The organism is Bacteroidia bacterium (assembly GCA_041391665.1).
In the GTDB taxonomy this organism is placed as follows: Bacteria; Bacteroidota; Bacteroidia; order J057; family J057; genus JAGQVA01.
Genome location: JAWKNO010000003.1, coordinates 1,144,523 through 1,165,511, shown reverse-complemented (window position 1 = coordinate 1,165,511; position 20,989 = coordinate 1,144,523). Strand labels below are relative to the sequence as shown.

Genomic DNA, 20,989 nt, shown 5'->3' with positions numbered 1-20,989 from the left:
AAAAACAGGTATGAAAAACTTTAAGGAGCAGGCTTTTTTGATGGGAATATTATTGATTCTTTGGAATCAAATGGCCTTTGGTCAAAAATCGAGCTATCCCGTTTCCATTGACATTTCTGTCGAAAAGGAATTAATGGAATCCTTTAAGGAAAAAGGCCGGCTATTGGTCTTTATGAGTGTAGATTCAATTAGGGAGCCAAGGACTCAGATTTGGCCAGATCCATGGGCAAAAACACATATATTCGCTAAAAACATCGCCGGTTTTGACCCTGGCAAAACCTTAAAGGTGAAAGGAGATGCCGGCTGGATCGGTACACCTGAGTGGACTTTAAAAAATGTTCCGGCTGGAAAATACTATGTACAAATAGTCTGGGACCATAATTCAGATGAATCCAGAATAGACGAGCCGGGAAATATTTACAGTGAAAAGAAACAAATAACAGTAAACAAGCCTCAGAATCTATCATTCATTCTCAATCAAAAAATAGAAAACAGAAAAATTGCTGAGCATCCATTAGTTCGTATGGTTGAACTAAGGAGTGATACTTTATCTAAATGGTGGGGGAAAAACATGTTTTTAAAGGCATCTGTTTTACTTCCTCAGAACTATGATAGTAAGAAAGAATATCCGATTCGGTACAACGTAGCCGGATATGGTGGACGATATAATAGAATAAACAGACTTCTTAATGATAAAGAATTCATGAATTGGTGGGTTTCAGGCGAAGCACCCGAAATAATCAATGTATTTCTTGATGGTGAAGGTCCATTTGGCGACTCTTATCAAATGGATTCTGAAAATAGTGGTCCTTATGGCTATGCTTTGGTTAAAGAATTGATTCCACATATAGAAGACCTATACCGGGGTACCCAGTCTTCTACCTACAGATTCATAGATGGTTGTTCTACCGGAGGCTGGGTTTCTCTTGGCCTGCAATTGTATTATCCGGAGATGTTCAATGGAGTTTTTTCATACAGCCCGGATGCCATCGCTTTTGAAAATTACCAGTTGATTAATATCTACAAGGATGAAAACGCATTTGTGAATGAATATGGTTACGAAAGGCCGATAATGAGAGAAACTTCCGGAGAGCCTATACTTTCCTTACGTACATTTATTCAATATGAAAATGTTCTGGGCTCGTCAAACACCTACCTGAATTCCGGTGGGCAAATAAGTGCCCATACAGCATTATACAGCCCCAGGGGTAATAATGGTTTACCTAAACCGCTCATTGATCCAATCACAGGAAAAATAGATCACGAGGTGGCTGAATATTGGAAAAAGTATGACTTTAAGCTTTACGCCAAAGAAAATTGGGCCGAATTGGGTCCGAAAATTGAGGGAAAAATTTACATTTGGATGGGCGACATGGATCATTATTACTTGAATACCGGCACCAGAGAGTTTGATTCTTTTTTAAAAACAACGAAAAATCCAACTTCAGATGCCGTAATAGAGTATTCAGCTATGGAAGGGCATTGCACGCAGTTTACGCATAAGAAAGTCCTTCTTCAGATCCAGGAAAGAATAAATTCGATGAATAGGAAATAAGAATGGTAATGCGAGCAAAAGCACTGATATGGGTAAGGCGAGTTAGGGTGCAATTCAAAATGTCGTACCATCTTTCCGTAGCTAAGAAGGCGCAAAGAAAGGTCCCTCCCCGAAAGGGGCCTTTCGGCCTCCCGTTGGTCGTCGGGTCCGAAAGAGTCTCCGGGACCCGAACGAGCGATAGCGAGGAGGGACCTTTCATATCTAACCCGCGACTGCGACATTTTGAATTACACCCACATATTCTCAGCCGGGAAGAAATAAAATCATTCTTAAACAGGAAAATCCATGACTAAAAAGCGAATATTTTTTACAGGGGGATCGGGAAAAGCGGGAAAACACGTCATCCCTTACCTTCTCGACCAGGGACATCGCGTGATGAATGTTGACCTCCTGCCTTTGGATTACCCGGGGGTAGATAATCTGACAGCTGATATTACTGATTCCGGCCAGATGTTTAATGCCATGAGTTCGTATGCCGGATTTGATGAGTTGGAACCAGGCACTGGCATTCCCAAATTTGATGCTGTCGTACATTTTGCTGCCGTTCCCCGGATATTGCTCAAACCTGACAATGAGACTTTTCGCGTCAATACCGTCGGCACCTATAATGTGATAGAAGCGGCTGTCAAGCTTGGGATCAAAAAGATTATTATTGCTTCGTCAGAGACTACCTACGGAATCTGTTTTTCAGACGGCAAAACCAACCCTCATTCGCTGCCCTTGGAGGAGGACTATGACGTTGATCCCATGGATAGCTATGGCTTGTCTAAGGTCGTGAATGAGAAAACGGCACGCAGCTTCCAGCGACGGTCGGGTTTTGATATTTATGCCCTTCGTATCGGAAATGTGATTGAGCCTCACGAATACGCTGAACTGTTTCCCCATTATTTCAAAAACCCGGAGGTGCGCCGAAGAAATGCATTCTGTTATATTGATGCGCGAGACCTGGGACAGATTGTAGATTTGTGTTTGAAAAAAGATGACCTTGGTTTTCAGATTTTTAATGCCGGAAATGATCACAACGGTGCGATTATCCCCAGCAAAGAATTGGCTGAACAGTTTTTCCCCGGCGTGCCCATTACCCGTGAATTGGGGGAACATGAAGCCTTGTTTTCAAACCGCAAAATCCGTGAAGTGCTGGGGTTTAGGGAACAGCATAACTGGCAGAAATACTTGAAAAGGGACTAATTGCTAGTTTGGGATGAGCTTTCTCCGGAAAATGCAAAGGCCTTTGGCAATGCGGTAAAAGATTGGAGAAAGAAAAAATAAAGCGTTGGCCAGGCTCAACTTTACTATATTGAAAAAGACTATAGTTGATAATTATACCCAAAACAAATAGATATGACAAAATCAGTAAAAATAACCGTTATAATCATTGGCGTATTAAGCATTATTTCAGGGGTTTATCTAGCATTTAGTAATTCTGCATTTTGGGAATATTTCACCGGAATATTCTTAGGTATCACGCTTATAGGAAGCATATTGTTATTCAAGGAAAAACCAAAATCTGACGAAGGTCAATGATGAAGAATAGGGTGTAATTCAAAATCTCGCGGTCGCGAGGAGGGACCTTTATTTGCGCTTTCTTAACTACGGCAAGAACGACGGTGCGACATTTTTAATTGCACCCTAATGAATAGGTTATAGTACCAGCTAATGTAAGGACGCTGGAATAATCAAGTATCTGCATAGTCTTAGGAAACTACTCCGCTCCGTGCGAAATTCTTCCACAGATCAACCAGATCTCTATCAGGATATTTATTCAATATCCTGATTGGCAATAATTATTAAATTCGGAACCATTTTAAATGAAATGGAATCAAGAAACGATTACTTAAAGCTATTGCGATTCGCCAAACTGTTATCGGTAATTATGAACGGAATTATAAAGTAATTGGGAGTTTCTGAGAAGCTCTGCGTTTCCTCATATATTTGCAAAGTAATGAAAATGATCTCCGATCAACATCGCTATGGTTCACGCAGAGTTTCGCAAAGGAATCGCATCTGCACGGGCAGACGCAAAGGGAAAAGGTAACATCTGCGTTACTTTGCGTGGTACTTTGCGTTCCTCTGCGTCCAAAAGCAGAGAGATGATCTCCGATCACAGATTCTCCAGTTCACACAGAGGACGCAAAGGAAACGCAAAGTTCCGCAGAAGTGTATTTTATGATCCCTCCCAATAGGTTTATAATTCCGATTATGAATGATACACAATAACTCAGTCTACTATAAATGGATTTTATGAAACTAAAACACTTACATCCTTTTCTTCTTTTGGGCTTTTTATTTTCCGGCGATTTGGTTGCTCAATCAATCGAAAATAAGCATCTCGATGTGTTAAGTTATCATGTGTATTTAGAACCCAATATATCTGAGCAACAGATCAAAGGCAATGTGCAAATAAAATTCAAAACAGACCCTGAAGCTGAAAAAGTGGTTTTTGATTCTGGAAACTTGAATGTAACAGAAATAAAAGGAAGAGACATCATAGCATTTGAGCAAGTAAATGGAAAAACAATTGTTTCATTTACTAAAAATGATTCCTTTGAATATGAAGTACAAATATTTTATGAAGGAAACCCTAAAAGAGGTGTAGTTTTCTCTTCATCCCTCCCACAATTATATACCGTATATTTCTCTAATGAATGGATGATTTGCAATTTTTCGCCTGACGATAGAGCAATTATTAAAATTGATTTATTAATTCCTGACCAGTTAATAAGCATTGCAAGTGGAGTTTTGATTGATACGCTTAAAAGCGACAACAACAAGGTTCTATATTCCTGGAATCAAGAATATGAAACACCTGCTTACACCTATGGTTTTGCCATAGGCGCTTTCAATGAATTTAATGCCAATTATAATAATGTAACTTTCAATTATTATGCGCACAATCATACACCTGAAGAGATTGAACAAATCTTTAAATTTACAGGTGATATGATGTCATTTTTTGAAAAAAAATCAGGTATCCCATTTCCTCAAAACTCATATTTTCAAATATTGATTGGGAATCATTATCAAGAAATGTCTGGATTTTCAATATTAAAAAACTCATATGGGGAACTTGTCCTCAAAGATAGTACCGAGACGAATTTGATATCACATGAGTTAGCCCATCAATGGTGGGGAAACATGGTTACATGCAAAAACTGGAATCACTTTTGGCTAAATGAAGGATTTGCAACATACATGTCAGCCGCTTATAATGAACACAGGTTTGGAAAGGAAAAATATCAACAAGATATAAATAGTTACTTTGATGTTTACGATAAAATAAAGTCAAATGGAGGGGATAAACCATTAGTATTTACTGATTGGTCAAGCCCAACAAAGGATGATAGAAACCTGGTCTACTTTAAAGGGGCTTATGTTTTACATTTGCTACGGGAAGAATTAGGAGATGAATTGTTTTGGAACGGAATTCTGTTTTTTACTCAAAAATATTATGGCAAATCAGTGACCACCGAAGATTTTCAATCAGCAATGGAAATATCTGCTAATCGAAAATTAAAGGTCTTTTTTAACAAATGGGTGTATTAAAACGTTCTGAATGACAACTTGATTTTTTTGAATTTATAGGAAGAACATCCTGCAATACTGTGGAGAACGACAATGCTTTTTAAAAGTCGGCACTGTATCTTTACCTACATTGTGCAGCAATTGTAAAATATGATGAACCCATTCTCCACTTCTTATACCAGCGATACGCCTGACAGCATATTAGTTGCCGAGATACTTGAGGGCAAAAAAAGCTCATTGAACAGCCTGATTCAAAAACATCAGCCTTTCATTTACAATATGGCCTGGAAGATGTTGGGAGATCCTGTGAAAGCGGAAGATTTGACTCAGGAAGCATTATTGAAGATCATCTCCAATCTTAGTTCGTTTAAAAGCGAAAGCTCATTTCGCACCTGGGCCTACAGAATCGTTCGAAATCACTTTTTAAACGATCAGAAAAAACCAAGCAATCGTTTTGCTGACAATTTCGAAGATCTTGGAATCATGCTCGACTCAAGTGAGAGTATAGACATATCCCTTGAAGAGCAAGAGAGCAAAAAAGATGAAATACGGGAAGTCCGGTTGCAATGCCTCTCCGGTATGCTGCTTTGTCTTACGAAAGAGCAGCGTATGATCTATGTAATCGGTGATATTTTTGGTGCAGACCACAACATTGGGTCAGAAATCATGGAATTATCCAAAGACAATTACCGAAAGAAGCTGAGCAATGCCCGAAAGGACTTACATAATTTCATGCTCAATAAATGTGGTTTGGTCAACAAGGCAAATCCCTGCAGGTGCCACAAGAAAGTAACTGTCGCACTTGAACATGGTATGGTAGATGCCAAACATCTACTTTTCAATCAAAAAGAGTTTAGCACATTCAAAAAGTCGCTGGAGCCAGACATTGACTATCTGGTAGATGAATCAGAGCGATTATACACCGAATTGCACCGAGACCATAGCTACAAGACGCAGTTCGCAAAAAAGAATTTCCTGGAAATCATTCTTGAAAGCCCCAATTGGCGGGATCGTTTGAATTTAAACTGATTTTTTCCCAAAAAGTCTTCACACATCCTAAAACCTCTTGTCTAAGAAGAAAAGAGAGGTTTTATCATGCTTTTATTCATTCGCATTTGCTTGGTTTTGTACGGCATTATCGCTCTTGGGACCGGATCCCTGGGCATAGCTGCTTCATTTGATCCTTCCACGATATCTCCGGTACAGGACAACAATCATCGGTTTGTTGCAGCCATTTGGGCTTCCATGTCCCTGGCATTTTTTTATGTCGCATGGCATCCTTCGGAAATTGCCCTGTTTCGGTTTTTGATGATTGCCGTGTTTATCGGCGGGCTTGTCAGAACCTATGGACTCAGGTATTACCCAGCCACTCCATTTATGATTTTTGGCATTTTAATAGAATTGGTACCAACCTCACTCATGCTTTGGATGCATACCCGGCTATTACATACAGGCTCACTCTAAAATAAATTTCAAATGAACCAAGCAGAACAAATAGTGTTGATCACCGGCGGTGGTTCCGGTATCGGCCTTTCTCTAGCCTGCAAGTTTTTAGATCATGGCTACCTCGCCATGGGTTTAGGGTTTGGGATATTCTGGAAGACCCTGGATCCCGTTGCATTTATGGAAGTTTTTTCGGCAGAATTTCCCTACTTCATTCTGCCCACTGTTTTGATGCTGTTACCTGCGTTGGTTTCGACGATTGTGCTGGTCGTCAGATTTCAAACAACCATTTAACTAACACCCCAAAATGAAAAAAATACTGCCCTATATCGCTATAATCGGCATTGGTGCTTTTGCTGGCAACATGATCAACATCGGTCTTAGCTACGCTATTCACTGGCAGTCCTTAGACCCCATGGCTTTCATGGAATCCTTCAAAGTGGATTTTCCGCTTTTGCTGGGTCCTACAGCGGCCACATTATTGCCCGCATTTATCGCTACGCTGTGGCTGGTTTTTCTCAATAAAGAAAATAAACCAGCAAGACAGTATTGGCTTTTTGCTTTTGCAGCCTTGCTGCTTATCAATATCCAAACCGTGGCCTATCATCTGCCGCTGAATCTGGATTTTATGGCGTTGAAATTCAGTGCAGCTGAAGCTACAAGCAAACTGCAAGGCTGGGTGATTTTCCATTGGATACGCGTGGCAGTAGCTATCGTCTCAGCAGTGTATGCGATTAAAGCATTTCAACTTTCAAACAATAACTAAACCTAATAAATAACTATCATGGACAATTTTTTAATAATCAATTTACAGGCAATCATCGGTACGATCAGTATTATCCTGGGATTCAATTGGTGGATTAAACCTCGAATCGCAAACCTTTCCATTCATGATGCGCTTCTGCCTTTCGTATTTCTAAATACTTTCCGATATCTGGGTTTATCCTTTATGGCCAAGGAGCAGTTTTATGGAGGATTTCCCAGTGAATTCCTCAACACAGTGGGTATTTGGGATATGACCACAGCGATTCTTGCCATCATTGCTGCTATTGCATTAAAGAACAAATGGAAATTCGCCATTCCCCTGGTATGGGTATTTAACGTAGTTGGATTTTTAGATCTGCTTACTGCATTTCCACAGTTTTTCGGCTTGAAACTCTACGATCACGACTTAGGTTTTATCTGGTTAATGTTTGTCACATATGGGTTAACAACCTTTCTAAGTCATATCCACATTTTCAGCAGACTTATTAAAAACCTCAGAAACAAATAAGACGAATTTCAACATTGGCGCAAGAAATCTATCCTATAACTTAAATATTGTCGACAACGACCTTGTAGGTTGGATCTTCCAGTACATTGACATCAATAATGCTGTCGGCATTTTTTAACAGCTTCTTAAGGCTGCCTGACCAAGTGAAGGATCCGCACTTCGTATTACAGTTTTGCTTAAATTTGCAGCGTTGTGCTTTGATGGGAAATATTATCGTCTCATTTTGGGTGTAAAAAGGCACATTTAAACTGATTTAGTTCCCTTTAGATGAAAGCAATTATTTACTATTTATCTCTTCCTTTTATTTATTTGATTTCGGTACTGCCATTCTGGTTCATCTACAGGCTCTCAGATTTTCTCTTTTTCATTTTGTACAGATTAGTAGGTTACAGAAAGAAAGTGGTTTCGCTGAACCTCAAAAATTCGTTTCCTGAAAAAAGCGATGCAGAACGAAAACAGATACAAATCAAATTCTACAAATATTTCTTCGACCTGGCGCTCGAAACGATAAAATCGCTGAGTATTTCCCCTCAGGAACTAAAAAAAAGAGTCATATTTGAAGATACCGCCATATTTCAACATTACTTCAATCGTGGGCAGAGCATTATTATCGTGATGGGACATTATGGAAACTGGGAGCTCGGAGGCGCACGTTTCGCTTTGGAGCCGCTCCATAAACTTTACATCGTTTACCACCCGCTGCACAACAAATACTTTGACCAACTGATGTATAAAATGCGTACCCGACTGGGTAATGGTTTGTACTCCATGAAAGGCACACTCCGGGGAATGATTGACAACAAGGAAAAAATAACCGCAACTGCATTTATCGCAGACCAAACACCTTCGCCCAATGGTGCCTATTGGATGGATTTTCTCAATCAGGACACGCCGGTATTTACCGGAACCGGAAAAATTGCGAACAAATTTAACTACCCGGTAGTATATGCTTCCGTAAAACGAGTAAAGCGAGGATACTATAGCATCCATTTGGAGGAATTGAGTGCCATTTCAAAAGAGGTTGATCCGGAAGAAATTGTAGCGAGATTTACAAAAAAACTTGAGCGGGACATCAGGCAATTACCAGAGTCATGGCTATGGACCCATAGACGATGGAAACACAAGCGACAACCGCAAACGAATTAGGAATCAGATGCTGAAAGGGAAAGAATTAATATTGGCGACTAAGCCTTTTGCGAAAGAGGACCGGAGTAAAAGCTGGACTTATCTTATCTCCACACTATGTCTGGTGCTGGCCGCAATTACGGCTTCGACGTTTTCTTTTCATCCAATGATCAGACTGGGATTAAGCCTGTTCATTGCATTGTTACTCGTCCGGCTATTTGCCATGTATCATGACTTTCTTCACAAGGCGATCCTCAAAAAAAGTACAGCCGCAAAAGTCATTTTTAGCTTCTTTGGATATTATACGCTCAACCCTCCCAGTATTTGGCGTCGTTCGCACGACTACCACCATAAGCATAATTCCAAACTCTTTAGTTCCAGTATTGGGTCTTTCCCTGTTTATACGACCGCGCAGTTCAATAAGCTTTCAAAATTCGAACAAGCCCGGTATTTATTTATCCGCCATCCGCTGACGATTTTATTTGGTTATATTTTTGCTTTTTGGTTTGGAATGTGCGTGCTCTCATTGATTAGAAATCCAAAAAAACACTGGGATTCAGCAATTGCCCTGGTTGTTCATCATGGAATAGGGATAAGCTTTATTGTGATTGCCGGATGGGCCACATTCTGGTTCTCATTCATGATCCCTGCACTTATATCCAGTGCGATAGGCGCGTATTTGTTTTATGCACAACACAATTTCCCCGGAGTTACTTTTGAAAATAAAGAAAACTGGAGTTATCATGATGCCGCGCTTCATTCTACCAGCTATATGAAAATGAATCGTGTGATGCGATGGTTTACCGGCAATATCGGTTATCATCATATCCACCATCTCAATGCCCTTATTCCGTTTTATCGACTTCCCGAAGCTCATAAAAATTTCTCCGAGTTTGATGTGGTAAAAAGGACATCGTTGAACCCCCGGGACATTTATCACTGTTTTCAGGTAAAAGTTTGGGATCCCCACTTAAATCAGATGCTCAGATTAAATGAACTCAGGAAAATGAATAAGGGGTTAACCGATGGCTGAAAAATAATTTCCGGATTTAAGCATGCCAGGCACAATAAGAACGGGTGGAATATCCACCTATGGAAGCCTGCATCAGATGGGGCGCAATTATATACCGTTCAGCGATTTGCAGCATCTGTGTCAGGTTTTTCTGCGTAATATAGCATGTGAAATATCAATGAAAACCATGCACAAATGAGTACCTTTTTCAGAGTTGTTTTGTTATCTGCTTTGTTTCTGTCGAAAGCATACGCACAGGATATGTATTTCTGGTCGGGAGCAGGTGTGGTTAATATGGTCGAAAACAAACAATCCCTGTGTATATATTTCCATAAGCCCGTCAGGCTGGACGAAACGTTTCGCATATCCCATCCGGATATTGAGAAGATCTTAGATATGAATGGCCGTATCTCCGACCACGTTGTGGTGGAGTTTAGCCGCTCCATGGATCGCACGCCGCTTGCCATGGCAGAGGAGTTGCAGATGGATCATTCGCTCATCAAAAATGCAACCTGGGCCATGAACGCTTCAAATGGGGCAAAAATGTGGCTTAGCCGCAAGATTGTTTACCGGGCAAACAGCGAATTCAGCCAGCCATTATTTGACAAAATCATCACCCGCTACCCGGGGGTACAACAACTCCGTACAGCCGGAGGCTGGGATCTGTTGGAAATAGCCAATACTGACGATGTGTTACCTCTCGCCAATGAGCTATACGAAAGCGGAATGATGGCACTTTGCCACCCTGATTTTTTCATTGTGCCTTATGGTATGTACACGCCACCAGCCGGTCTTTTTTATGCAGACCAGTTTTACCTCAACAATACCGGGCAGTTTGTCGAAGGCAACTCTACCAGTGATGTCGATATCGATGCGCCTGAGGCCTGGAATCTCCTGCCTTCGCTCGGTAGTCCTGATATTAATGTCGCAGTGATTGATGAGGGCGTGGAGGCCCATGAGGATCTGGAAGATGGAGATGGAAATTCACGTGTATTGACAGGTTATACCACCTCTGATCCGCTCAATGGTGTCGGAGCGCAGGAGTTTGCCGAAGATGCACACGGACAGGCTATTTCCGGTATTATTGCCGCCTCTCACAACAACCTTGGCGGAAATGGAATCGCGCCCTCTGTGAAGATTCTTCCCGTTCATATCTTCATCGACGGGACAAGTACGATCTCTGAAATTGCCGATGGTATCGACTGGGCCTGGAGAAATGGGGCCGATGTGATCAACAACTCATGGGTATTTGATTTTGCCGCCGCGCCCGGATTTATCCCCGCAATTGAAACCGCCCTCGACAGTGCAAAAACACGCGGCCGCAATGGAAAAGGTTGTCCGATCTTTTTTTCTGCCGGACAAGGCACGAATGGCAACTCTGGAAATGACAGTGTGAGTTATCCCGCAAACCTTTCTTTTGTAATGGCGGTAGGCGCCTGTACGCAAAAAAAACAAAGACCTAGTTATACAAACTATGGTACGGGACTCGACATTGTCGCCCCCACTTCTCCCACCAATGTCGCTAATATTCGGGTAATGGATCGTATGGGCGATATGGGCTACAATACCTCTGCCAATTATATCGCCAACTTAGATTTCTCCGATGTCAACTATACCAAATGGTTTGGGGGCACTTCGGCTGCTTGTGCGCAAGCTTCCGGGGTGGCAGCGCTACTGTTGTCTTATGACCCGACGCTATCGCAATCGCAGGTCAGAAACCTGATCAAATCTACTACAACGCCCAACGGTGATACAACTAAATTTGGTTCAGGCATCCTTAACGCTGCCGCTGCACTTTCTGCTGCTGGTGCCACTCTTCCTGTCGAGCTAACCTACTTTAATGGGCAGGCTGAACAAAATATGGTAGTCCTCACCTGGAAAACGGCCAGAGAACTGAATAACGACTATTTTTCCGTAGAGCGGCTTGAGGTAAATGGGTTTTCGGAAATAGGTGTGGTAAATGGTAATGGCAATAGCGCCGAACCGATTGCCTACTCATTTAATGATAATGCGCCCCTTCCCGGGAAAAACGTGTATCGCCTCCGTCAGGTCGATTTTGACGGTGGCAGCAGCTACTCGCCACAGGTAGAGGTGACTTTTGCAAGTGGAATGGCTGTCTCACAGATTTGGCCTAATCCAACCCGGGGAGAAATAAATTTTGATCTGTCTTTTGGGATGTTTGATGATGTACAGTACAAAATCACAGATCTCAGCGGCAGGCTCCGGCAGTCTGATGTATTAATGCCAACTACTGCGGTTTCAAGACTTTCTCTGAATGTATCTGGCTTAAGCGGCGGGCTGTATTTTATCAGTTTTTACACCCGCTCAGGGTTAGTTGAAACCAGAAAATTTGTAAAAGAATAAACATTTCTTTGCCATATTGCAGGGCGAAAATGCTGCTTATGGATATCAAAGAAGAAATACTTCAGGAACACTCGAAGGAGCAGATGAGGCGTGTCGCCGACTATATTGGCGATGATCCACAGCGGGTGGCTGAGATGATGAACATTTTTTTTCACGGAGAATCTAAAGAATGCCAGCGTATAGCATGGGTGGTAAGTATTGTTGGTGAAAAATACCCTCAGCGCATCGTTCCGTATCTTCCTGAAATGCTCAAAAATCTCGACAACCCCGTTCACGATGCGGTCATACGGTGTACGGTTCGTTTTATGGAAACGCTCGATATACCCGAACCTCTGATGGGAGAGGTGGCAGATCGCTGTTATGCCTATCTTCAGTCCCCGCAGGTACCAGTTGCGATCCGGGTTTTTGCTATGACAGTCTTATACAATATTTCCAATACCTGGCCCGAACTTAAACCAGAGCTTATGTTGATTATTGAGACGCATATGCCTTTTGGAACGGCGGGATTTCTTTCCCGGGGAAAAAAACTGCTTCATAAACTGCGAAAAGAAACGGAATGATTAAGTAATAGGGATAAAGGGATTTTTCGAATGAAGGAACGGAGATCCCTTTGCGGGACTTTGCGTGTACTTTGCGAAAATCTGCGTTTTACGTGTAATTGTTTGTCTTTGACAAGGAAACATAGGGTTCACGCAGAGTTTCGCAGAGTACCACGCAAAGTAACACAGAGATTACACTTTTATAAAATACCCTCTGCGAAACTTTGCGATTCCTTCCTGTCTGCCTTAGCAGATGCGTGAACCATAGCGATGTTGATCGGAGATCAGTTCATTACATTTCAAACATATAAGTTCCGCTCATTTGCGATTCTTTGTGATCGACGTCTGTTCTATGTCCCAATAAGTTTATAATTCCGAAAGAAATAAAGTCGTGATTTTTATCAGACATACGCAAAAAAACGCTAATTTGTAAAATCTTCTACACTGTGTATTTTGGGACTATGAATGATAAAGATTTAGCTGAAGTAAGAGAGATGATCAGCCGGGATAATATCACCGGAGCCTTTAACAAATTGAGAGGCATGACGTTGGAAAATAATGTCTCCCAATCCATGATCTTGCTGGAAGGCAGATTCAACAGCCTCAACCGCCAGGTTCGTATGGGTACGATTTCCTACGCTGAGTCCAGTGTAGAAAAATCGCGCATTGTATATGGCCTGATCGGTCTGCTCGATGAGATAAAATCGGGTACTGGAAGTACTACTAACACTTCTTCGCAAACACCCGTCAATCAACCCCAGACAAATACAACTACAGTTACCACCCAAACCAAAATATTATTTCTCGCATCCAACCCCGGTGAAACGGGACGGCTTCGGCTTGATAAGGAATATCGGGACATTGAAGAAGGATTGCGCAGGGCTACAAACCGTGATAAATTTAAACTCTCATCACGACTGGCGGTCAGAACCAAAGACCTCTCCCGGGCAATGCTTGAAGAAACCCCTCAAATTGTGCACTTCTCCGGACATGGCGTGAAGTCCGGATCAAGCGGAGAGTCTGACGAGAAGGGCACTCGCAAGTTTGAATATTCCGGAAAACATGGGGATTCGCAGCGGGACGATCAAAATGTTTCGGGAGAAATCATTCTCGAAGGAAATGATGGAACCCTCAAAATGGTGTCCGCAGAGGCCCTTGCCGGATTATTTGAATTGTTTAGCGAACATATCCAATGTGTATTCCTCAATGCGTGTTATTCCCAATACCAGGCTGAAGCGATAATTAAGCACGTACCCTATGTTATCGGAATGAGTCGCGCTGTGCCAGATAAGGTAGCTATTGAATTTGCCGTGGCATTCTATGATGCATTGGGAAATGGCCGGGATATAGAATTTGCCTTTAAATATGCAAAAAGCAGTGTGGTGCTGGAAGGCCTTTCCGGCTCTGATATTCCCGTGCTGGTAAAACGCGAAGCATAACCCTGTTTACTTCAACTGAACATGAATATGGTCATCATGCCTTACGGCGTGACATCCATGAAATCTGATCTTTTCGCTTGTCAGATTCAGCCGTGTTTTGAGGTGTGGTTCGATGAATATTTTCCCAACACCCGACTGCCCGGCAAAAAGCCTTACCAGAGCTCTGGTTTTCCCGATGTTGAAAGAAAAATCTTTTTTCCCGCCCTGCGGAACAAGCCTTTCTAATATGCTGTATTGCCAGTATCCTTTGGTTGCACAATCTTCCGCAGTATGGACTTCTCCTCTGGCGGGTTCTTCGCAAATACCGTAGCCGATAAAGGACGGCGCATCGTTGGTCTCCTCACCTGAATGTGAATCATTGTAACAGAATGAAAGATCCAGCTTTTTTCCATCGTTGTGACTCAGATGTGGAATCAGGGGAAACCGGTTGATAAAAGGGAAATTCCCGTCCAGATAATTGGTTGTGGTTCCCGGGTACTTGTGGTTCATCGCTTCTGCCACATCGTATGCAATAGTCCTGAGTTCTGGCCTTACATAATGCCGGTTGAGCAGGCATGTCCAGACGGTCAGTGGACGAAGGTGATGCGTAGAAGTCAGCGGTAAAGGAACCCTGCCCAGCGGTTTGGCGATAAATGGTACAACGGCAAATGTGGTCAGACTATATAGCAGGATAAATGACCCCACTTTCCCAAGCCTCTGATTCCTGCGCTTGCCGATTTTTTTATCAATCAGCCTGTACAACGAAAAATTTAGCACATAAACTACACCTCCTACCTGCGTAAGGATCGTTAGTGCGAAGAAGAGAATGAGCCTTACCGCATACTTCAGGACTACAAAAACAGCCACTGGAATAGTTTATAGAAAATGAGCGATCCTACGATCGTAACAGGCAACGTAAGAATCCATGCCAGTACAATATTGGTAACTGTTTTCCGCTGAAGGTTGCCGATGCCGCCTTCCGCAACCATGGTTCCCGCTACGCCTGAAGAAAGTACATGCGTGGTACTTACCGGCAGTCCAAGACCTGTGCTCATACCGATAGTGGCTGTGGCAATCAACTCTGCTGCAGCTCCCTGTGCATAGGTGAGATGCGATTTTCCAATATTTTCCCCGATGGTAACAACAATTCTTTTCCAGCCAATCATCGTCCCAAGACCCAGAGAAACTGAAATCAGCAGAATTGCCCAGGTAGGCGCAAAGGTGGTGTAATTGTTGACTGTTCCGATCGCCTCCTTAATGGTTTTCTGCTCTTCCGGATTTTGTTTTTTCCATTGATCTTTGGAAAGGGCTTTCAGTTGTTTCTGAAGTTGCCGTATGTCTCTTCTCAGTTGGATTTTTTGCTCAGCGCCCATATGGCCGTTTTGTACCATCTGTGTTTTGATATTTTCGATGGCCACTACGGGAGCAAACTGTGTATCATTTCCCAATCCCTGCTCGATCACTTCGAGCGCACTGGCCACACTGGATGGTTCTATAGACGGATTTAGGGCATAATGCAAAGGGAAAAGAGAGAGTAAAATAATCATCAGCAGACCCACGCCTTTTTGTCCGTCATTGGATCCGTGAAAAAAGCTTACCAGGGTACAGGTCGTAACCAGAATAATCCGAATCCACCAGGGAGGTGCAGTATCGCGGGGCGGTTCTTCGAATATGACTTTATTTTTGATGAAAAGATGAAGCAGGTACATCAGTACAATGGCTACGGCAAAACCAAATGCCGGAGAAAGCAGGAGAGACATACCGATGTCATAGGCTTTGCCCCAGTTTACCCCGTCGCCGCCTTTGTGCAGCCAAAGTCCCATAGCTGTTCCAAGCAGAGAACCGATCATCGTATGTGAACTGGAACATGGGATGCCAAAATACCATGTAAGCAGGTTCCACGAAATCGCCGTTATCATCACTGCCATCACAATCGCCAGATTTTCGCCTACACTCAGTCCCATCATCTGTTCCAAAGGCAAAAGCGCCATGAGGCTGGCCGCCACGGCAATTCCCCCTACCCATACACCCAGAAAATTCCATATACCGGACCAGACTACCGCGTGAAGCGGTTTGAGGGTATTGGTGTAAATTACCGTTGCCACAGCATTGGCGGTATCGTGAAAACCATTGACAAACTCAAAGCCAGCAACTGCAAGAATCGCAAGAATAAACAGACCAATGGTCAATCCACTATAATTTTCCCCGATATGCTCAATGATGCCGGCTGGTTTCTCCGTGACTTCAATCTTCAGCGATTCGCGGGTCAGGCTGTCCTCAAAAAGCAGCGTCTCGTTGTAAACTGAGACACCTTCTGCCACAACGATATCAATGGTATCACTAATAAAAGAAGGATGCGAAATAATGAGAGAATAAGTTCCCGGCTCGGTTTCGATAGAGTATTTACCTTCATTGTCTGTGACAAAACCTCCTGCTATGATACTGTCTTTAATGGCAAGATTTAATGAAACATCGGGAACAACTTCTCCGGTTTTTCCACTGGAGATTTTCCCATTGATAATACCCGGATTTGCTGCAAATAAAGGGAAGGAGAGAATGCTACAAATAAACAGGGCGAGGACCGTTTTAAAACTCATGCAGATATTACTTCAGGTTTAGGCCGTAAAGTTCGGATTATCCCTTAATCTGAAGCCTATAAACGTATTAAGAGTTTGTTAAGTATGTATTAAAAAAATGTAAACAAAAATTGCGGAAGGTTATGTTGTGGGATAAAGTTTCAGCCGCGAAAAGTTAAACACTGAAAATGTCAATCTTTTTTTTCAGTTCGTTACCAAAAGACTGAGGGATTTTTTTTTCGTGTTGTAATCTCCCTACAATAATGCCTGGGTCAACACGCATTTGAGCTGCATAGTTTTTAATTTTGTCTAACGTTAATGGCCGGCTCTCAAGGATAGTTCTCCAGTCTTTAGGATCAATTAGTATTTTTGCTGCAAAAACATTCGCATCATTTTCTTTCTCCTGGTCATTTTCGGTTCCTTCTACATTTTCGAGGAAAATATCTTTTTTACCATGTAAAATGATATGAGCAGCTTCATGGAAAAACGTAAACCAAAAGTGGTCATTTGTTCTGAATCTACCGGAAAGTTGAATGATAGGCCGGTTGTGGAACCAGCGAGATGCACCACTTATAGGTGCTTGGGGTAAAGCAGGAGTATAAACAACAGCAACACCTGACCGGGAACATATATTCTGCAATTCCGCAGCAAAATTGAGCGGCATAAGGTAGGCCAGGTCTTTAATTTCTGTGAGTGTTTCTTTGAATTTTTTTTTGTCGAATTCGGAAAGAGTAAGAGTTTGCGATTGTAATTCCCCCATTCTTAACCAGGCTGAAATTGCATGTGGGCTTTGTGTGTTTGCCAGAGATATTCGAAAAGCTACAGAAATTTCTTTGTCCACATAAATCCGTTCCCATTCTTCGGGTGAAGCGATTCCGAAAAATTGAAGCAATGCATTAACCAGTAGGTATGTCTCTTTTGTATCAGGTAACCAGCCCAGTTTGCGGATATCTTTTATGGGAAATTTTTGAAGCCAGTCTTTCTTTTTTTCTAGTTCATTTTGTTGTTGTAACTCATAGATTTTTGTACGATAAGCTTTTTCCCGATTTAGCCAAAAGCTTGCCGGGATACCTAAAACCTTCTCCAATTTAAAAGCGGTAGCCGTCGTGACGGGTTCTTTACCTTTAATGATATCATTAATTTTCTCTTTGGGTCTTCCCATTCTTTCAGCTAACTCTGCCTGAGACATCCCCATTTCTTCAATGGTTTCCTGAATGGTACCTCCCGGAGGAGAGAGCAAGGATTTTGTAATTTCAAGCGTTGATGCCATTTTATGTTATTTCTTTTTATTCAGTGATAATCTTCAATTTCCAGTATTTTGATTTTGGTGATTGCTGCCCAGTCTAAACCACCGTCATTAGTTTGAGGTATCGGGTTGTGGTATGGCTCGAAAATCATTCTGTAGTTTCCTGAAATATTGACAGCTAATGTACCCTTTCTGTCTCCGGTAAGCTCATGACACCTTGCCGCAGGCAAGGTTCTCATTACTATCAAAGAATCTGCTGCTTTTAATTCTTCAAGTCGCTGGTTTATTTTAAGAGCCAATTGCCCAAAAGACTTCAGCATCTCTTTGGGAACTGTCAATTGTTTCTCCAATTTTCTACTTCTATACCAGATTTCCACAGTTGTTATACATATAGTTAACGAAAAAGGTTAATAAAATTAATATATCCTTTAACTATTACCTAAAAATTTTCGTCTTTCTTCAAATCATAAACAACGGCCTTAGAGTACCCATCTTCATATCGCCAGATTTCTTTGGCAGGGTCAATGTGGATCGTATATGCAGCGTCCAGCGGAGGTTGTATGATGGCGATGATCCGCAAACTATCATGGTAGACTACCGTTGGGCGGAACGAACCCTCTGTCTGCATGTATCCATAACGATTGTCCAGAAAGCCATTGTAAAGAGGGAAGTTTGCAAAAAACAGTTCTCCTTCCGCTACTTCCTTTTCCAGAAAATGGGTGGTTTGTATTTGTACATTCACCAAACGACGGAAACTGATATCTACATCGTAGTGGAAGTCTGGGGTGGTGAAATTCAACAAAGGTAAAATCAGCACGCCAGCAAACGGAACTGCCAGGATAATTTCTTTTTTCTCCAGCAACCGGCTCATTTCCCGGATACCCGCCGCTGCAAACAATCCTGTAACCGGGAAAAATGCCAGAAAGTAGCGATCCATATAGAAGTTGAGCGAACTAAAACCCAGCCATCCCAGAAAAAATATGCCCGCCAGCAGAAAAAAGGGATGAAGGGTTGTCGCCTTTTTCCGTGTATTCCATGCAAAAGTTATTACCCCAATCAATAGAAGCACCATTCCGCCCCATCTGCCCTGCGCGATAAATAAAAAGCGCAGAATCCTCCCCAGTTTATCGATGACTTCTTCCGGGGCAAATGAAACGAGTTCCACATGGTAAGGAAAAAACCACCAGCCATTCTGTAAGCGCTGAACAGCCAGGAAGAGCGCAAATACAGTCAAAGGGGAAAGGGCAATGGCTGTATTTCTGATACGGAGATTTTGGGCGGTAAGCATCGAAAATAATGCAGTAGCCAGCGGAAGGACAATCGCCGACTCTTTGGTCAGCAGGGCGAGGCCGCAAAGAATAAAATACCAGCCGAAGCGCTTTTTGAAAAATGTATATAATCCCAGAAATACCAACAGCGCCAGCATCATTTCTGGTAAAATGAGGGTAGCCTGGGCAAATACAACGGGCATTACCATCATAAATAATGTTGCAGCCAACCCCACCCATTCGCCCATCAACTGTTTTCCTGCAAAATAAACCGCCGCAAACAGCCCGATCGTAACCCACAGCGCCATGCCGTGAAGAAAAGGAAGAGAGAACCCGGAAATCCATCCTCCCAGCGAAAAGAAAAAGTAGAAAAAAAGAGGATGCCCGCGGCTGAGTTCTGGCGGAAGCGACGAGGGCAGCATACCCGGCCCGTGATCGACCATGTGGAGAATACCCCTGCCGTAAACACCCAACTCGTCCCAGAAGAATGGTAGCGAAAGGTCTGCCCATTTCCCCACAATAAAAACAAGGATTGCCGGAAGCAAGAGCCACAATGATTTACCCTGCCACCAAACGGACGAAAATGGTTTGAGATTTTTCACATTGCCAAAATAGAAAAAAAGCGTTTGCGCCCTGCATATACAGGTGGTTTTTGCTAAAAATGAACCTTTTGCCAGTCAAAGGTGTAACTTTTTACTGATTTTGGGATATAATGATTAAACCCGGACAAAAATTACAAGTCTGTGCAGCACAAACCTCCGGTTGATCGTCTGGTAGTTTATAGTTTTTGATACAGCGTTAAGTATATTCTGGAAATCTATACAGCTAAACTTTTACCTCATGCGAAGCGTGGTGTATTTTTTCCTGCTATTGATAGTCTCTGCTCTGAGTCAATACGGGTTTGTTTCTCCGGCATCGCCGGATACCGGTAAAGTCCGGGTGATGGTTTTGGGCAGCCATTTTTTGCCTCATGATATCCTGCGCCCCGGCCGGCAGAAAGAGGTGGCCGCACTTGTGGAAGGGCTTGCACGGTTTTCGCCTGACAAGGTCATTGTAGATGTGCCTGCACAATCATTGTGGGAACAGCGTTTGGATGAAGACTACCTTGCATTTTTGAAGGGAACTCATATTCTCAACCGTTCGGTAAGAGAGCAGATAGGATTTCGGCTGGCCAGTTTTCTCGGTCATACGCATTTGTTTGGCGTTGATACAGAAGATGGATTTAACCTGGGCGCCTATTTGTCTGAGGTACAGGCAGATTTCCACTCTCCCGCAGTGGATATGATGGTTCAGACCGGGAGAGGAATTGAGACCGCCAAGCAGCAGCATCTCAATTACGGAACGTTGAGCAGTTATTTTGCCTACCTCAATAATCCCGGGAACCTGAGTTACGAACACGGTTCTTATATAAAAGGACTGACCCAGATTTCCAATGCAGGTACGGCCTCCGGTACGTCTATTCTCGCCGAGTGGTATAAATATCATATGGAGCTTCTCGCCAATCTTAGCCGTATTGTTTCTCCAAAAGATCAGAAGGTGATCGTGATTGTCGACTCCGGTTATGCCGCAGTTTTACACGAACTGATCGACGCCGACCCCCGTTTTGAATGGGAAGATCCCACCCAGTTTTTGAATATTCAGTAGTAAA

Annotated in this window: 20 protein-coding genes; 15 read left to right on the top strand and 5 right to left on the bottom strand. The window is 42.7% G+C overall.

The genetic code is table 11. The features are described from left to right. Positions 1-10: 10 nt before the first annotated feature. The 14 genes from R3D00_27530 to R3D00_27465 all read left to right on the top strand — a co-directional run bounded on the left by R3D00_27530 (position 11) and on the right by R3D00_27465 (position 14,272). Positions 11-1,555, top strand: coding sequence for an alpha/beta hydrolase-fold protein (locus R3D00_27530; GenBank protein MEZ4776957.1), 1,545 nt, complete (start codon positions 11-13; stop codon positions 1,553-1,555). A 285-nt stretch (positions 1,556-1,840) separates the two neighbouring features. Continuing rightward, positions 1,841-2,743, top strand: a complete 903-nt coding sequence (locus R3D00_27525) for an NAD(P)-dependent oxidoreductase (GenBank protein ID MEZ4776956.1) — start codon at positions 1,841-1,843, stop codon at positions 2,741-2,743. Between the two features lie 153 nt (positions 2,744-2,896). After that, a complete protein-coding gene (locus R3D00_27520; protein ID MEZ4776955.1) occupies positions 2,897-3,079 on the top strand; it encodes a hypothetical protein in 183 nt (60 codons plus the stop codon). Between the two features lie 717 nt (positions 3,080-3,796). Next, positions 3,797-5,098 carry a M1 family aminopeptidase gene (locus R3D00_27515; protein ID MEZ4776954.1) on the top strand — a complete coding sequence of 434 codons (1,302 nt, stop codon included), beginning with the start codon at positions 3,797-3,799 and terminating at the stop codon, positions 5,096-5,098. A 129-nt stretch (positions 5,099-5,227) separates the two neighbouring features. Then, positions 5,228-6,106 (top strand): RNA polymerase sigma factor, encoded by an 879-nt coding sequence (locus R3D00_27510; protein ID MEZ4776953.1) that lies wholly within the window; start codon positions 5,228-5,230, stop codon positions 6,104-6,106. A 66-nt stretch (positions 6,107-6,172) separates the two neighbouring features. Then, complete coding sequence (locus tag R3D00_27505) at positions 6,173-6,541, top strand: DUF4345 family protein (GenBank protein ID MEZ4776952.1); 369 nt, start codon at positions 6,173-6,175, stop codon at positions 6,539-6,541. A 12-nt stretch (positions 6,542-6,553) separates the two neighbouring features. Next, on the top strand, positions 6,554-6,814 hold the full coding sequence (locus R3D00_27500; protein ID MEZ4776951.1) for a hypothetical protein: 261 nt from the start codon (positions 6,554-6,556) through the stop codon (positions 6,812-6,814). Between the two features lie 13 nt (positions 6,815-6,827). Continuing rightward, positions 6,828-7,286: an anthrone oxygenase family protein gene (locus R3D00_27495; protein ID MEZ4776950.1), complete on the top strand. Its 459-nt coding sequence runs from the start codon at positions 6,828-6,830 to the stop codon at positions 7,284-7,286. Between the two features lie 18 nt (positions 7,287-7,304). Then, complete coding sequence (locus tag R3D00_27490) at positions 7,305-7,793, top strand: hypothetical protein (GenBank protein ID MEZ4776949.1); 489 nt, start codon at positions 7,305-7,307, stop codon at positions 7,791-7,793. Between the two features lie 267 nt (positions 7,794-8,060). Beyond that, on the top strand, positions 8,061-8,939 hold the full coding sequence (locus R3D00_27485) for a lysophospholipid acyltransferase family protein (protein ID MEZ4776948.1): 879 nt from the start codon (positions 8,061-8,063) through the stop codon (positions 8,937-8,939). Between the two features lie 7 nt (positions 8,940-8,946). After that, the gene (locus R3D00_27480; GenBank protein MEZ4776947.1) at positions 8,947-9,951 is read left to right on the top strand and encodes a fatty acid desaturase; all 1,005 of its coding nucleotides are present in this window, start codon (positions 8,947-8,949) and stop codon (positions 9,949-9,951) included. Between the two features lie 174 nt (positions 9,952-10,125). Beyond that, the gene (locus R3D00_27475; protein MEZ4776946.1) at positions 10,126-12,294 is read left to right on the top strand and encodes a S8 family serine peptidase; all 2,169 of its coding nucleotides are present in this window, start codon (positions 10,126-10,128) and stop codon (positions 12,292-12,294) included. Positions 12,295-12,332: 38 nt separating this feature from the next. Further along, entirely contained in the window at positions 12,333-12,854 is a 522-nt protein-coding gene (locus R3D00_27470) for a hypothetical protein (protein ID MEZ4776945.1), read from the top strand. Between the two features lie 440 nt (positions 12,855-13,294). After that, positions 13,295-14,272 carry a CHAT domain-containing protein gene (locus R3D00_27465; GenBank protein ID MEZ4776944.1) on the top strand — a complete coding sequence of 326 codons (978 nt, stop codon included), beginning with the start codon at positions 13,295-13,297 and terminating at the stop codon, positions 14,270-14,272. Positions 14,273-14,278: 6 nt separating this feature from the next. Here R3D00_27465 and R3D00_27460 read toward each other — a convergent pair whose 3' ends face one another. The 5 genes from R3D00_27460 to R3D00_27440 form a co-directional block, all read right to left on the bottom strand. Then, positions 14,279-15,118 carry a hypothetical protein gene (locus R3D00_27460; protein ID MEZ4776943.1) on the bottom strand — a complete coding sequence of 280 codons (840 nt, stop codon included), beginning with the start codon at positions 15,116-15,118 and terminating at the stop codon, positions 14,279-14,281. Next, the gene (locus R3D00_27455) at positions 15,103-16,848 is read right to left on the bottom strand and encodes an inorganic phosphate transporter (protein ID MEZ4776942.1); all 1,746 of its coding nucleotides are present in this window, start codon (positions 16,846-16,848) and stop codon (positions 15,103-15,105) included. The genes R3D00_27460 and R3D00_27455 overlap by 16 nt, the downstream gene beginning before the upstream one ends. Positions 16,849-17,002: 154 nt before the next feature. Beyond that, positions 17,003-18,097 (bottom strand): HigA family addiction module antitoxin, encoded by a 1,095-nt coding sequence (locus tag R3D00_27450; protein ID MEZ4776941.1) that lies wholly within the window; start codon positions 18,095-18,097, stop codon positions 17,003-17,005. Between the two features lie 20 nt (positions 18,098-18,117). Beyond that, positions 18,118-18,411, bottom strand: coding sequence for a type II toxin-antitoxin system RelE/ParE family toxin (locus R3D00_27445; GenBank protein MEZ4776940.1), 294 nt, complete (start codon positions 18,409-18,411; stop codon positions 18,118-18,120). Positions 18,412-18,512: 101 nt separating this feature from the next. After that, positions 18,513-19,943, bottom strand: coding sequence for a glycosyltransferase family 39 protein (locus R3D00_27440; GenBank protein ID MEZ4776939.1), 1,431 nt, complete (start codon positions 19,941-19,943; stop codon positions 18,513-18,515). A gap of 238 nt (positions 19,944-20,181) precedes the next feature. On the opposite strand from R3D00_27440, the gene R3D00_27435 reads away from it, so the two are divergent. After that, positions 20,182-20,985 (top strand): DUF5694 domain-containing protein, encoded by an 804-nt coding sequence (locus R3D00_27435; GenBank protein MEZ4776938.1) that lies wholly within the window; start codon positions 20,182-20,184, stop codon positions 20,983-20,985. Positions 20,986-20,989 lie beyond the last annotated feature (4 nt).

What these genes read in the sequence shown, in the direction of transcription:
- R3D00_27530 (MEZ4776957.1), top strand. Translation starts at nt 11, where the DNA reads ATGAAAAACTTTAAGGAGCAGGCTTTTTTGATGGGAATATTATTGATT.
- R3D00_27525 (MEZ4776956.1), top strand. Translation starts at nt 1,841, where the DNA reads ATGACTAAAAAGCGAATATTTTTTACAGGGGGATCGGGAAAAGCGGGA.
- R3D00_27520 (MEZ4776955.1), top strand. Translation starts at nt 2,897, where the DNA reads ATGACAAAATCAGTAAAAATAACCGTTATAATCATTGGCGTATTAAGC.
- R3D00_27515 (MEZ4776954.1), top strand. Translation starts at nt 3,797, where the DNA reads ATGAAACTAAAACACTTACATCCTTTTCTTCTTTTGGGCTTTTTATTT.
- R3D00_27510 (MEZ4776953.1), top strand. Translation starts at nt 5,228, where the DNA reads ATGATGAACCCATTCTCCACTTCTTATACCAGCGATACGCCTGACAGC.
- R3D00_27505 (MEZ4776952.1), top strand. Translation starts at nt 6,173, where the DNA reads ATGCTTTTATTCATTCGCATTTGCTTGGTTTTGTACGGCATTATCGCT.
- R3D00_27500 (MEZ4776951.1), top strand. Translation starts at nt 6,554, where the DNA reads ATGAACCAAGCAGAACAAATAGTGTTGATCACCGGCGGTGGTTCCGGT.
- R3D00_27495 (MEZ4776950.1), top strand. Translation starts at nt 6,828, where the DNA reads ATGAAAAAAATACTGCCCTATATCGCTATAATCGGCATTGGTGCTTTT.
- R3D00_27490 (MEZ4776949.1), top strand. Translation starts at nt 7,305, where the DNA reads ATGGACAATTTTTTAATAATCAATTTACAGGCAATCATCGGTACGATC.
- R3D00_27485 (MEZ4776948.1), top strand. Translation starts at nt 8,061, where the DNA reads ATGAAAGCAATTATTTACTATTTATCTCTTCCTTTTATTTATTTGATT.
- R3D00_27480 (MEZ4776947.1), top strand. Translation starts at nt 8,947, where the DNA reads ATGCTGAAAGGGAAAGAATTAATATTGGCGACTAAGCCTTTTGCGAAA.
- R3D00_27475 (MEZ4776946.1), top strand. Translation starts at nt 10,126, where the DNA reads ATGAGTACCTTTTTCAGAGTTGTTTTGTTATCTGCTTTGTTTCTGTCG.
- R3D00_27470 (MEZ4776945.1), top strand. Translation starts at nt 12,333, where the DNA reads ATGGATATCAAAGAAGAAATACTTCAGGAACACTCGAAGGAGCAGATG.
- R3D00_27465 (MEZ4776944.1), top strand. Translation starts at nt 13,295, where the DNA reads ATGAATGATAAAGATTTAGCTGAAGTAAGAGAGATGATCAGCCGGGAT.
- R3D00_27455 (MEZ4776942.1), bottom strand. Translation starts at nt 16,848, where the DNA reads ATGAGTTTTAAAACGGTCCTCGCCCTGTTTATTTGTAGCATTCTCTCC.
- R3D00_27450 (MEZ4776941.1), bottom strand. Translation starts at nt 18,097, where the DNA reads ATGGCATCAACGCTTGAAATTACAAAATCCTTGCTCTCTCCTCCGGGA.
- R3D00_27435 (MEZ4776938.1), top strand. Translation starts at nt 20,182, where the DNA reads ATGCGAAGCGTGGTGTATTTTTTCCTGCTATTGATAGTCTCTGCTCTG.